This is a genomic window from Marinobacter alkalisoli (assembly GCF_045449855.1).
GTDB lineage: Bacteria > Pseudomonadota > Gammaproteobacteria > Pseudomonadales > Oleiphilaceae > Marinobacter.
This window is the reverse complement of the sequence record NZ_JBJJLC010000037.1, coordinates 1-11,922: the sequence shown is the minus strand read 5'-3', so window position 1 is coordinate 11,922 and position 11,922 is coordinate 1. Positions and strand designations below refer to the sequence as shown.

11 protein-coding genes are annotated in these 11,922 nt (G+C 59.5%); 6 read left to right on the top strand and 5 right to left on the bottom strand.

The window, feature by feature from the left end:
- Entirely contained in the window at window positions 1-3,762 is a 3,762-nt protein-coding gene (locus ACJO5Y_RS14650; RefSeq protein ID WP_406988211.1) for a translocation/assembly module TamB domain-containing protein, read from the top strand.
- Here the strand turns inward: ACJO5Y_RS14650 and ACJO5Y_RS14645 are convergent.
- The 3 genes from ACJO5Y_RS14645 to ACJO5Y_RS14635 are packed head-to-tail and all read right to left on the bottom strand — an operon-like array spanning window position 3,759 to window position 6,202.
- Window positions 3,759-4,445 carry an SIMPL domain-containing protein gene (locus ACJO5Y_RS14645; protein WP_406988210.1) on the bottom strand — a complete coding sequence of 229 codons (687 nt, stop codon included), beginning with the start codon at window positions 4,443-4,445 and terminating at the stop codon, window positions 3,759-3,761. The two genes, ACJO5Y_RS14650 and ACJO5Y_RS14645, sit on opposite strands and share 4 nt — an antisense overlap.
- A gap of 28 nt (window positions 4,446-4,473) precedes the next feature.
- Entirely contained in the window at window positions 4,474-5,208 is a 735-nt protein-coding gene (locus tag ACJO5Y_RS14640) for a gamma-glutamyl-gamma-aminobutyrate hydrolase family protein (RefSeq protein WP_406988208.1), read from the bottom strand.
- On the bottom strand, window positions 5,201-6,202 hold the full coding sequence (locus ACJO5Y_RS14635) for an amidoligase family protein (protein WP_406988207.1): 1,002 nt from the start codon (window positions 6,200-6,202) through the stop codon (window positions 5,201-5,203). Before ACJO5Y_RS14635 ends, ACJO5Y_RS14640 begins: the two co-directional genes overlap by 8 nt.
- A 162-nt stretch (window positions 6,203-6,364) precedes the next feature.
- Here ACJO5Y_RS14635 and lexA point away from each other — a divergent pair, with 162 nt between their 5' ends.
- Window positions 6,365-6,973, top strand: a complete 609-nt coding sequence (gene lexA / locus ACJO5Y_RS14630) for a transcriptional repressor LexA (protein WP_406988206.1) — start codon at window positions 6,365-6,367, stop codon at window positions 6,971-6,973.
- Window positions 6,974-7,006: 33 nt separating this feature from the next.
- Window positions 7,007-7,507 (top strand): cell division inhibitor SulA, encoded by a 501-nt coding sequence (locus ACJO5Y_RS14625; protein ID WP_406988205.1) that lies wholly within the window; start codon window positions 7,007-7,009, stop codon window positions 7,505-7,507.
- 22 nt (window positions 7,508-7,529) lie between these two features.
- Here ACJO5Y_RS14625 and ACJO5Y_RS14620 read toward each other — a convergent pair whose 3' ends face one another.
- Window positions 7,530-7,790 carry a hypothetical protein gene (locus ACJO5Y_RS14620; RefSeq protein ID WP_406988203.1) on the bottom strand — a complete coding sequence of 87 codons (261 nt, stop codon included), beginning with the start codon at window positions 7,788-7,790 and terminating at the stop codon, window positions 7,530-7,532.
- A gap of 45 nt (window positions 7,791-7,835) precedes the next feature.
- Complete coding sequence (locus ACJO5Y_RS14615) at window positions 7,836-8,330, bottom strand: DUF6586 family protein (RefSeq protein WP_406988202.1); 495 nt, start codon at window positions 8,328-8,330, stop codon at window positions 7,836-7,838.
- A 274-nt stretch (window positions 8,331-8,604) separates the two neighbouring features.
- On the opposite strand from ACJO5Y_RS14615, the gene ACJO5Y_RS14610 reads away from it, so the two are divergent.
- The 3 genes from ACJO5Y_RS14610 to ACJO5Y_RS14600 all read left to right on the top strand — a co-directional run bounded on the left by ACJO5Y_RS14610 (window position 8,605) and on the right by ACJO5Y_RS14600 (window position 11,887).
- The gene (locus tag ACJO5Y_RS14610) at window positions 8,605-9,963 is read left to right on the top strand and encodes a DUF1329 domain-containing protein (RefSeq protein WP_406988201.1); all 1,359 of its coding nucleotides are present in this window, start codon (window positions 8,605-8,607) and stop codon (window positions 9,961-9,963) included.
- Between the two features lie 71 nt (window positions 9,964-10,034).
- Window positions 10,035-10,364, top strand: a complete 330-nt coding sequence (gene fliT, locus ACJO5Y_RS14605; protein ID WP_406988200.1) for a flagellar protein FliT — start codon at window positions 10,035-10,037, stop codon at window positions 10,362-10,364.
- 71 nt (window positions 10,365-10,435) lie between these two features.
- Entirely contained in the window at window positions 10,436-11,887 is a 1,452-nt protein-coding gene (locus ACJO5Y_RS14600) for a sigma-54 dependent transcriptional regulator (protein ID WP_406988199.1), read from the top strand.
- Window positions 11,888-11,922: the final 35 nt, after the last annotated feature.

Below are 11,922 nucleotides of genomic sequence, written 5' to 3'. Positions count from 1 at the left end.
GTGGAAAGGGATTCAGCAACAGAACCGGAGGGCCAGGCCCCCGCGGATAACGGCAAGCGCCGCAGCTGGCGTTTCTGGCTGTTGGTGGCGGTGCTGACGGTTGTCCTGCTGCCAATTATTCTGGTTGCCATACTGTTGCTGGTGCTCCGCTCCGAGGCTGGTACGGCGTGGGTGATTGATCAGGTGCCTGGACTGCAGACCGAAGGAGACCGGGGGTCTCTGTTTGGCTACTGGGAAGCCGAATCGGTCAGGTGGCAGGGTTATGGTGTCGGGCTTCGCATCGATGCGGTGGTGGTCGACTGGTCCCCGGGTTGCCTGTTCAGCAAGGAATTGTGCCTGGACACCCTCCATGCCGATGCCATTGATCTGAAACTGCAACCTTCATCGGACCCGGAAGAGCCCCGGGAAGATATCGATCTGCCGCTGGTCAATCTGCCGTTGGGCGTGCAAATCGGCGACGTGCGTTTGGGCCCGTTCACCGTGAATGATGGCAAGGTCTGGGACCGGCTGGAGATGCAAGCGGGCGGATCCGGGACCGACTGGGTGATCGACCGGGTGAGTTACCGTCTGGATGAGATTGCCGTGGACGCCGCCGGACGCCTGGAAACCCGTGGTGACTGGCCGCTGGACCTGAACGTGGATGTGTCGCTGCCGCCCCCCGCTGGCGACAACTGGCAACTGGCCCTGAACCTGACGGGCAGCGCCAGGGATCTCAGGGTGTCCGGACGCAGCAGCGGGTACCTCGCCGCCGCCATTGAAGGTCGGCTCGCACCGCTGGATAAGCGCTTGCCGGCCAGTCTCAATCTCCAGTCGCCGTCGTTCCTCGCACTGGATACCCTGCCATCGACCCTGACACTGGAAGACTGGCAACTGTCTGTCAATGGCAGCCTCGAGGAAGGCTTCGTTACCCGCTCCACGACCACATTGCCGGGTACCCGGGGGGGTATTGAAACCTCGCTCCGGGGCTTGCTGACCACTACCGGCGTATCGAACCTGGTGCTGGAGATGGCCGGGCCCGGTGAGGGTTCGGAACAAGGCACCCTGCAGGTTCAGGGGGATGTAAGCTGGGAGGAAACCCTGAGTGCGACCGCCCATATTGGTCTGGAGTCTTTCCCCTGGTACAGCCTGATTCCCGATCTCGAAGAGCCGCCGGTTGCCCTTCGTCGCCTGGAGGGCGAGGTCTCCTACAGTGATAACCGCTACAACGCCCGGCTCAACGCTGCCGTGTCTGGCCCCCTGGGGGATGCGGATCTGGAGACGGCCCTGGAAGGTGACCTGGAAACGGTGTCACTGACCAACCTGACGGTCAGGACCGGTGCCGGCTCCCTTACTGGTGATGCGGATATTGATTTTGCCGGGCAACTGGCCTGGAACGCCGGCCTGACCCTTGAAGAGTTCAACCCCGGATACTGGGCACCGATCCTCGAGGCCAGCCTGAGCGGCGATCTCAACAGCCAGGGGACACTGGCGGATGACGGGCTGCCGGACATGGTGGCCGACTGGGATATTTCCGGTACCTGGCAGGATGAGCCGGCCACGACCAGCGGCGAGCTGAAAGCCGCAGCGGGCGTCTGGGATATCGCGGGCCTGAACCTTGAGGTTGGCGAAAACCGGATCAGTGGTCGTGGCCGTTGGGGCCCCGAGATTGCCGGTAACCTGGACATCCAGGTGCCGGAGCCGGAGATCCTGGTACCCGGACTGGCGGGGGAGTTGGTGGCGTCTGTGGCGGTAAGCGGGAGTCCCGAAGATCCCCAGGGTGAGGTGAGCGTTACCGCAAATGACCTGGTATGGCAGGACGAGCTGGCAATCTCGAACGCAGAGGTCAAAGCCAGTCTCGCCAGTGGCCTGGTTGTGGACGCCAGCGCAAGAGTGGACGATATCCGCGCGGGTGGCCAAAGCCTGGAGCGACTGGAACTGGACCTGTCGGGCACTCAGCAGCAGCACCGGTTAACGGTGCACGCGCTCCACGACGAGGCCGATCTCGACCTGGCTCTGGCCGGCGGCGCTGGTGAAGCCTGGGACAGCTGGCGTGGTTCCCTCGACAGCGGTGAACTCGACCTGCCGGGCCAGTCCCAGACCTGGACCCTGGAACAGCCGGCGCAACTTGAGTATGACAACCAGGGCACGCTGGCTTTGGGCGCCCATTGCTGGCGCTGGCAGGACAGCTCGATCTGTGCGGAAGATCAGACACTGATGCCGAATCCGCAACTGGCTTACCGGGTGAGTAACTTTCCGTCCCGGTCTCTTGCCCCGCTGCTACCGGAAACCCTGCGCTGGCATGCGCGGATCAACGCCGATATCAATCTGGCAATGACGGATCAGGGCCCGGACGGCTCGATTGCCCTCGACGCGGGTGCTGGCGAGTTCGAGGTACTGGTTCAGGAGGACTGGGAAACATTACGCCACGAGACTTTTACCGTGAATGTGGATATGAAGCCGCAAGTGGCGGATGTGGCTGTGCGGCTGTCCGGGCCGGAACTTGGGGATTTTGCCGTCAACCTGTCGGTTGATCCGACAGCCGGGAATCGCACTGTCAGTGGTGATTTCAGTCTGGAGGGACTGGATATTGCGCTGGCTGGGGTTGTTGCCGGCCTGGAGGAAGTCGAGGGCGAAATCAATGGGCAGGGGCAGCTGTCCGGACCGCTGATGAAACCAGCGATCAATGGTGAAATCGCCCTCAGCGGTGGTCGTTTTGTGGATCCTTCGCTGCCTCTGCCATTGGAGGATGTGGTGCTCGCGCTGACGCTGAATGGTTACTCAGCGGATCTGAGTGGTCGCTGGAAGAGTCATGATCGCAGCGACGGCAGGCTGTCTGGCGAGCTGTCCTGGGAGTCATCGCCGTCTGTGGAGGTGACCATCACCGGTGAGCGGCTGCCAGTGACCTACGACCCCTACGCCCGGGTGGAAGTTGCGCCGGATATTACCCTGGCTTTCCGGGACGGAGATTTGTCGGTCACCGGACGGGTGGACGTGCCAAGAGGCGAAATCGAAGTGAAGGCGCTTCCGGAGCAGGCGGTGTCGGTGTCAGAGGATGAGGTGATTGTGGGGGTGGAGCAGGAAGAATCCGCCGTTCGGTCCCTCAACATGGATGTCACCGTGGTGGTGGGGGAGGACCAGGTCACCTTCGCCGCGTTCGGGGTGACCGGCGACCTTGAGGGCACGCTGCGTATTGGCAATGACATGGATACCCGGGGATCGCTACAGCTGAGGGATGGGCAATACGAGGCCTACGGCCAGGAACTGGAGCTGCGCCGGGCGCGGATAGTGTTTGTCGGGCCGCTCACCCAACCCTATCTGGATATCGAAGCGGTGCGCCATGTGGATACCGTGGTTGCCGGGATTCGACTCAGCGGGCCGGTCAGTGAACCGGAAACGGAGGTCTTCTCCGAACCGTCGATGCCCCAGAGCGATGCCCTGTCCTACGTCATCCTCGGACGACCGCCCCAGGGCCGGGGAGATGAAGGGCAAATGAGCCGTGCGGCAATATCGCTGGGACTGACGCAGGCCAGCAAGGTCACCCAGGGCATCGGGGATGAACTGGGTATTCGCAACCTGATGCTGGAAGCGGAAGGCACGGGGGACGAGGCATCCGTTGTTGCCAGCGGTTACATCACCGATGAGCTGAGCCTGCGGTATGGGGTAGGTATCTTCGAGCCCATTACCACGGTGGCGTTGCGCTATGACCTGGGCCGTTACTTCTATCTGGAAGCAGCCAGTGGTCTGGCTGCTTCCCTGGATATCTTCTACACCCGGGACTTTTAATCCAGCTCGAAGGTGGCGCTGACGCTGGCCTGGAGTTCCCGGTCTCCAACACTGGATACTGCATCCGAACGGGATTTGGCTTCCGCCATCATCATTGGCACAGGCCGGTGGCCGCCATTGACGCTGATGTTGACCACATCACCGCAGCTCTGGTCGAGCTGGCTGGCGACAAACTCACAACGGGATCTGGCATCGGCAATGGCTCGTGCCAGGGCCTCTTTTTCGAGTCCCTGTTCGTCGGAATGGTAAAAGTTCCCGGCGCCGAGGTGGTAGTCCAGCCCCAGTTTCTGGGCCTGTTCCAGCAATGGGTTGAGCAGCGTCAGGTCGTCAATCGTGAAGCTCACGGTTTGCGAGGCCACGGCCATTTTCCGGGGTTCCTGATCACGCTCCTGGACCGGCAGGGTGCGGGTATACAGGTTGACGTCGGCATCGCTGTAATCGTTGAGCTGGTCCCGGTACTCACCGATGCTGTCACGCCACTGCCCCATCAACTCATTGACCTTGTCCGAGGCCTTGGCAGGCAGGTTGTGCTCGGCACTGGCCGTGAACTGGAGCCGGGCGCTGTCGGGGGCGTATTTTACCGAACCCTCGCCGCTCAGGCTCACTTCCCCGGCCTGTGCGGCCAGCGGAATCAGAGCAGCGGCCAGGCCGGTTACGAAATGCCTTTTAAGTGCATAAAACATGGTCAGATCTCCGTTCTGGTTACAGTTGTCAGGTTGCTTCGTCGGTTTCTTCTTCCAGGCGCTCGAGCTTGCGTGCCCGGGCAGCATGGACAAAGTGGCTGAAGATGCGGCGATGGCCGCCGTGGTAAAGCAGGTATTCCGGGTGCCATTGCACGCCCATCAACCACTGGTGGCCGGTGTTTTCGATGGCTTGCACAAAATGGTCATTGTCCAGGGCAACCACTCTCAGGCTACGCCCCAGGCGTTTGATTGCCTGGCTGTGAATCCGGTTGGCGCCGATGACCGGGCTATGCATCAGGCGGCCGAGCCGGGAGTTCTTCACCAGCCTCACGGTTTGCATGGGTAGCAACAGTGGCCGGTGACGAGTGTGTATCCGCAGCGGGGTGACGTTCTGGCACAGCGAGCCACCGTGGAACACGTTGATGAACTGTGCGCCCCGACAGATGCCAAGTACCGGGATGTTGAGCTGTTCCGCCCTTGCCAGCAGCCGGTGATCGGTCTGGTCGCGCCGGTGGTCATAACGGGCGGTCACGGTCGGCTGCTGGCCATAAAGCTCCGGGTGAACGTGAGTGCCGCCCGACAGTACCAGTCCATCCAGCAGGGCAACGTCTACCCTGGAGCCGGGGCGAATATAGTGGATCTTCGCCCCGTGCAAGCGCAGCGCCAGGCTGATCAGGCGGTGTGCAGTGCTGCGCCTTGCGGGCCCACTGATGCCGATGGTCAGTCCCGGCTGTTCGGGTGCTTCGTGGATAGGGTCAGACATAGTCCCTGTTACGCAGCCATTGCTCACAGGTATCAAGCCAGCTCAGGGTGAGGTTGCGAAGGCTCAGTTTGCGGCTCTGCCGGAACATTTCTCTCAGCTCCGCCAGGTGCTCGGCGTTATTGGCCAGTTGCTCCAGTACCACCCAGTCATTCCAGACAGTGGAAAAGTGCCACCGTGGATTGTCGATATCACAGTCCGGCAAGCGGTAGTGCAGGGTCGGCCGGCTCTTGATGCGCTCATCTTCGACAAATTCCGCCAGCACTGTTTTATCCAGGTGGGCGAACAGTGGCAGCAGATCCAGCGCCTTGTTGCGGGTAGGGTTGTACTTCAGGTAGTCCCGCATCAGCTGTTTGATATCCGGAGCGTAGTCACCGGCAATCAGCATGTCCGTGTAGGTGCTGCTCCAGGGTTCAATATAACTGGTGAACTTGCGGCTGATGTCAATCTGGTGTCTGGATTTGAGCCAGTCATACAGGATGGCGAATGCCTGGAGATAACGCACCAGGGTGTCCGCCCCGAGATCCGGAAGTTCCGGGTTAAGCTGGAGGCCGAAGGCATAGTAAAGGGCCTCACGGCTGCCAAGGGCGCCAGCCTTTCTGAGTTCGTCGCACAGCACTTCCACCCGCTCAAGTGACGTAAAAGGCAGCGGCGGGCTGACAATCTCCAGCGGAACGATCTTCTCCGCTGCAGCATCGATGAACTCCATGGCCTGACCGCCAAGCTCCCGCATGGACTGCGGCAGCCTCTCATCCTGCAGGTCCAGATCCTTGATGGGGTCGGAATCCAGCTCGATAGTGAACTTGCCAAGATCGGTGTCCAGTTCCGCCACATAGCGGGAGGCTTGGCGGGCTTGCCCGGACAGGAGTTTTCCGCTTAGTTGCACCAGGGTTTCGTAACTCAGTCCCGACAGTTCGATTTCAACGCCAACACGGCGTTCTTCGCCGGATTCGGTCCTGAGAATGTCTGGCATCCTGCATGCCTTTTGGTCGCTCATTCCTGTGCCTCCTCAATGGGTTGGCCTTACCATATCACAGACCGTATGTGGTGCATCCCGGCGCATGCTGACAAAAAATACAGGAACTGACCTTTACACTGGATAAAACACTGTATATAGTCAAATCACTGTATATAAAGACAGGGATAACGGGGCAACCGCATGAAGCTGACAGCAAGGCAAACCCAGGTACTGGATATCATTCGGCGTTACGTTGACGAAACCGGGTATCCGCCTACCCGCGCGGAAATTGCTGCGGAACTCGGCTTTCGTTCCGCCAATGCTGCAGAGGAGCATCTCAGGGCGTTGGCCCGCAAGGGCGCCATCGAGATGGTGCCGGGGGCAAGCCGGGGTATCCGCCTGCCTGAAGCGGAGGAGGATCCAGGCCTGCCAGTGATCGGTCAGGTCGCAGCGGGCAGTCCGATCCTTGCCCAGGAACATATAGAGGATCACTGCACCCTGCAGCCGGATTTCTTCTCCCCGTCGGCGGATTACCTGCTACGGGTTCGCGGTATGAGCATGAAGGACATTGGCATTCTTGACGGCGACCTGCTGGCGGTTCATCGCACCCAGGACGTGCATAACGGACAAGTGGTGGTGGCCCGGGTCGGCGAGGAAGTGACGGTCAAGCGTTTCCGCAAGGACGGTGCAAAGGTGTACCTGATCGCTGAGAACGAGGAGTTTGATCCGATCGAGGTGGACCTCTCAGAACAGGAACTGTTCATCGAAGGGCTTGGTGTTGGTGTTATCCGTCGCTCGGACATGCACTGATCCGCAACGGTCAACTTGAAGGCGAGGCGTATCATGGAACAACTCAGTTTTAACCAGAATCTGGCCTATTCACCGGCAGCCTGTGGCTACCAGGCGTCTGCCAGGCATTCGGGGAAATCGTCCGTTGTTCGCACGGGACCGGCCAGGGCCCGGCGAGCAGACCCAGCGTCTGCGCCGGTCACTGGCAACGTCACCGAGATTATCCTGCCGGAAGGCCAGGTTGAGAATTTTCAGCTATTGTTGCCGATGCTGACCCAGCTCAACCAGGAAAAACGCTGGTTGGCCTGGATTGACCCGCCCCAGGCCCTGGTCAGTAAATGGCAGAAGATGCACGGTATCGTTGCCGGTGAATTACTGGTGTTGAGATCCACGCCGGATTACCCGGCGCGCGATCTGGCTGAGCGTGCACTCAGCGCCGGTACCTGTCACGCGGTCGTGATGTGGACCCGGAAGCTCAGCCGGGAAGCCCTGGAGACGCTGCAAAAGGCGTCCGCCCAAGGGAACAGTCACGGAGTCGTCTTGCGCCAGCGCTGATGATGCGCTGGCCGGGGTGAAGTCAGTGAAGTGTGTAGGAGGGCTGGACGTCCTGGGTTTCCAGTTCATCCTCTTCCCAGTCGATATCGTGGGTGACGTTGCCAACCGCCTCGATGCCTGCAGCAATCATGGCTTTGGCTACCGCCATGTCGCGGTCTTCCATCATTTCGCGTGCTTCTGAAGAGAAAGAAATGCGTACCAGCGGTGCGGCATCGTCATCAATGCGACGCAGGGCATAATCGCCATCGCTCAGTTGTACGATTTCAAAAAAAGATGGTGACATTCAAATAACCTTTCTGTTGATTCCTACCCTGCTGTGCCATGCGATTTACCACTCGCTGTGACGGTCTTCCAGGGTATCAGCGAATTGTTTGAGCGCGTCAAGCAATGTGTTAAGTGCTTGTGACGACCGATCCGGCCCCGTTTCCGCAGAAACCGCAATGATGTTCTCCGCGCTGACCGTTTTTCGTGTGGCCGGCGGTTTGCCCTGAGCGGCATCCAGTTGATCCAGAAGATTCCACCAACTTCCTGGCTGATGAGCCAATGCCAGCAGTTCCGCGATTTCCGGCAACTCGGTTCCCAACAGTGACGCCAGGGCTGCCAGAGATTCCGGCTCTTCGTTTTTCTGCTGGTAAACGCGGGCGATCATAACCAGCAACAGACTGCGGGCGCGCAACGCCAGCTCAATGGTTCCCTGGATCGCTGCTTCCCGTTGCAATGCCCGATACGAGTCAGCGGTGTTCGCGTCGCTATCCACCTGGCGCAGCAAGGTCCTGGCCATAAACAGTTTTTGCGATACCAGTGAATGCCACTGTGATGCCATGGTTTCCTGCCAAACGGGTTGGGCGCGCAAAAGCGAGACAAGAGTGCGCTTCAGATTAATTTGACAGTCTAACATTTTCAGCGATGGATTTCTTCCCCCTGTTGCTACCTATGGGTTTAACAAGAAAACACAAACATTCAGTTGAAACGATCGTTTGAATTTGGCAAAAAGGCCGCCCATTGAACGACATTTGCACGATTTTGGTGTGTTGCCAGGGTGGACCGCTTCGCAGTGTGTTGCGGGGTGTCATCGGTATGACGGAGGTAAGTAAGGGATGCGTAAGCAATTGGTCACAGGCGTTGCCGTATTGGCGCTGTTTGTAAGCGGTCAGGTGGCAGCGGCTGTCAGTGCGTCCGAGGCGCGGAAACTGGACAGTGAACTGACCCCGGTGGGGGCCGAAAAACAGGCGAACGCTTCTGGCAGCATTCCGGAGTGGAGTGGTGGGTTGTCGCAACCGCCGGCTGGCTGGAAGCGCGGCAGCATCGAAGTCAATCCCTTCCCGGAAGACGAGCCGTTGTTTGTGATTACCCGGGGTAATCTCGACCTCTACCGTGACAAGCTGACCGACGGCCATGTCCGTATGCTTGAGCAGTATGGTCCGGATTTTTTCATGCCGGTCTACCAGACGCGCCGTACTGCCGCTTTCCCTGACCAGGTGTATGACAAGTTCCGTGAAAATGCCGTCTCCGCCGAGTTGCTGGACAACGGTAATGGCGTCAGGGACACCAACATGACGAGCCCATTCCCGATTCCGAAGAATGGCCTGGAGGTGATCTGGAACCACATCCTGCGTTATCGCGGTGAGGAAATTTCGTTCCGTAGCGCCTCTGCAACGCCCCAGGTAAATGGTTCGTTCAATCAGGTGGTCAACGAGTACGATTACTTCTTCGCCTACAGTCGCAACGGCGCGGATCTGGATGACATCGACAACAAGATCTTCTACCTGAAGACCGACACCATCGCGCCGTCCAACCTGGCGGGAACCATTACGCTGGTTCACGAAACCCTCGACCAGATCCGCTCACCCCGATTGGCCTGGCGCTACGATGCCGGATCCCGCCGCCTGCGCCGCTCTCCGAACCTGGCCTATGAAACCGACTTACCGAACTCCTCCTCCCTGCGCTCGGTTGACCAGAAGGACATGTACAACGGTGCGCCCAATCAGTACAACTGGCAGCTCAAGGGCAAGCGGGAAATCTTCGTTCCCTACAATGCCTACAAGCTGCACGATGGAGAGGTGCGTCCCGATGATGTGATTCGCCCTGGCCATATCAACCAGGAACTGGCGCGTTACGAACTGCACCGGGTGTGGGTGGTGGAAGCCGTCCTGCGTACGGGCATCAGCCATATATACGCCCGCCGGGTCTTTTATGTGGATGAAGACAGCTGGCAGATCCTGGCGTCCGAGGAGTACGATGCCGAGGGTAATCTGTGGCGCGTTTCCGAAGCTCACAATATCAGTTATTACAGTGAGCCGGCGTTCTGGACTACCATGGAGATGACGTACGATCTTAAAGCCAAACGCTACTACATTGACGGCCTGGATGACGGCTTCCCCGCGTACGACTTCAACCCGGGGTTCCGTGGCAACCAGTTCACCGCCTCTGCCGCCCGCCGGGCTGCACGCCGGTAATGAGGGGCCGGGCGGGAGGGTATCTTCCGCCCGCAGTCGGGGCCGCTCTGGCAATCACAGGAGAGTCATGAATGACAGAAACCCCGCACCATCTCAAGGTCATGGACCAACTGATCGAGGCGCTTGCCGACGCACTGGCCGATAAGGACTGGGATCGACTGGCAGAGCTCAACAGCCAGGTAAAGGCCACGGTTGAGCCTGTGATGGCGCAACTGGAAGCGGGTGAGGTTCCGGTGGAGCCGGTCAGGGAGCGGCTGGAGCGCCTCCAGACCTTCTGTGATGCCGCCAGCGCGGGGGCAGCGGAAGCTCGTCAGGAGGCGGAACAGGCCCTGAAAGGAGTGAACCGTAACAAGAATGCAGCCCGCGCGTACCAAAGCGTTTCAACAAACCGTTCCAAATAGCGTCATAAAATTGACTCTCGGGCTCTTAAGGTCTTAAATACCGCACAAATCCTTCCAAGAGATTCATGTGGATGTCCAAAAATAACAAAGTGCTGGTGCTGAGCGAGGACGAATCCCGCCGCCACGATATTGTCACCATTCTGGAGTTTATTGGCGAAGAGCAGATAGTTGCAGGCGAAGAAGCTCTTGCACTGACGGCCAGCGGGGACACCGAGGCACTGGCTTCCATCAGCGTGGTCATCCTGAATGGCGAGGATCGGGAGATCAGTGAAACCGTGTCTGATCTGTGCAGCAAGCTTCAGGGTGTGCCCCTCCTGATGGTAGGCGATCCGCCGCTGAAAGGCGTATCCGAAGATGATCGCGGGCGTGTCATCACCCGGATGTCATGGCCTCTTACGTACACCAAATTCGTGGACTCGCTCTACCGCGCCCAGATCTACCACGACCAGTTCACCCGCTCCCAGAAGCGCGGCCAGCAGCGCGGCCTGCAACTGTTCCGTAGCCTCGTTGGCACCAGTCGTACCATTCAGTCAGTACGCGAGCTGATGCAGCAGGTGGCCGATAAGGAAGTCAGCGTATTGATCACCGGCGAGTCCGGCACCGGCAAGGAAGTGGTTGCACGAAACCTGCATTACCACTCCAGTCGCCGTGAAAAGCCATTCGTCCCGGTGAATTGCGGTGCTATACCCGCCGAATTGCTGGAAAGTGAACTGTTCGGTCACGAAAAAGGCGCATTCACCGGCGCAATCACGGCACGGGTAGGGCGGTTTGAAATGGCCGAAGGGGGCACCCTGTTCCTGGACGAAATCGGCGACATGCCCCTGAACATGCAGGTAAAAATCCTGCGGGTCCTGCAGGAGCGCACGTTTGAGCGCGTTGGCAGCAACCGCACCCTGTCTGCCGACGTCAGGGTGATTGCGGCCACCCACAAGAATCTCGAAGACATGATCGAAACCGGAGACTTCCGCGAAGATCTCTATTACCGGCTGAATGTCTTCCCCATCGAGATGCCATCTTTGCGGGAGCGCGTCGAAGACATACCGTTGCTGATCAACGAACTGATCTCACGGATGGAAAAGGAAAAACGCGGCTCGTTGCGACTGAACTCCGCCGCCATCATGAGCCTGTGCCGACACGACTGGCCGGGCAACGTGCGGGAGCTGGCCAACCTGGTGGAGCGCCTGGCGATCATGCACCCCTATGGCGTCATCGGCGTTCAGGAGCTGCCCAAAAAGTTCCGCTACGTGGATGACTATGACGAGAACCGCCCCATCGAGGATTCCGGCATGCCGTCCGGTATTCCGGGATTGGTGGGCCTGGATGCGCCGGCCTTGCTGCCGGTCAATGGCATCGACCTGAAGGACTACCTGTCGAACCTTGAAAAGCAGCTGATTCAGCAGGCGCTGGATGAGGCCAGTGGTGTGGTTGCCCGTGCTGCAGAGAAGCTGCGGATTCGGCGGACGACCCTGGTGGAGAAGGTTCGCAAGTATGGGCTTCGGGAGGGGGAGTCCGAGGACTCCTGAAGTTTGGGGGTGGCCGCTTTTGGAGGGGGCCGCGG

Bases quoted from the DNA above. Each gene is read 5' to 3' on its own strand.
- ACJO5Y_RS14620 (WP_406988203.1), bottom strand. From the start codon at position 7,790: ATGTCACCATCTTTTTTTGAAATCGTACAACTGAGCGATGGCGATTAT.
- lexA (WP_406988206.1), top strand. From the start codon at position 6,365: ATGAAGCTGACAGCAAGGCAAACCCAGGTACTGGATATCATTCGGCGT.
- ACJO5Y_RS14640 (WP_406988208.1), bottom strand. From the start codon at position 5,208: ATGTCTGACCCTATCCACGAAGCACCCGAACAGCCGGGACTGACCATC.
- ACJO5Y_RS14610 (WP_406988201.1), top strand. From the start codon at position 8,605: ATGCGTAAGCAATTGGTCACAGGCGTTGCCGTATTGGCGCTGTTTGTA.
- ACJO5Y_RS14625 (WP_406988205.1), top strand. From the start codon at position 7,007: ATGGAACAACTCAGTTTTAACCAGAATCTGGCCTATTCACCGGCAGCC.
- fliT (WP_406988200.1), top strand. From the start codon at position 10,035: ATGACAGAAACCCCGCACCATCTCAAGGTCATGGACCAACTGATCGAG.
- ACJO5Y_RS14600 (WP_406988199.1), top strand. From the start codon at position 10,436: ATGTCCAAAAATAACAAAGTGCTGGTGCTGAGCGAGGACGAATCCCGC.
- ACJO5Y_RS14635 (WP_406988207.1), bottom strand. From the start codon at position 6,202: ATGAGCGACCAAAAGGCATGCAGGATGCCAGACATTCTCAGGACCGAA.
- ACJO5Y_RS14615 (WP_406988202.1), bottom strand. From the start codon at position 8,330: ATGGCATCACAGTGGCATTCACTGGTATCGCAAAAACTGTTTATGGCC.
- ACJO5Y_RS14645 (WP_406988210.1), bottom strand. From the start codon at position 4,445: ATGTTTTATGCACTTAAAAGGCATTTCGTAACCGGCCTGGCCGCTGCT.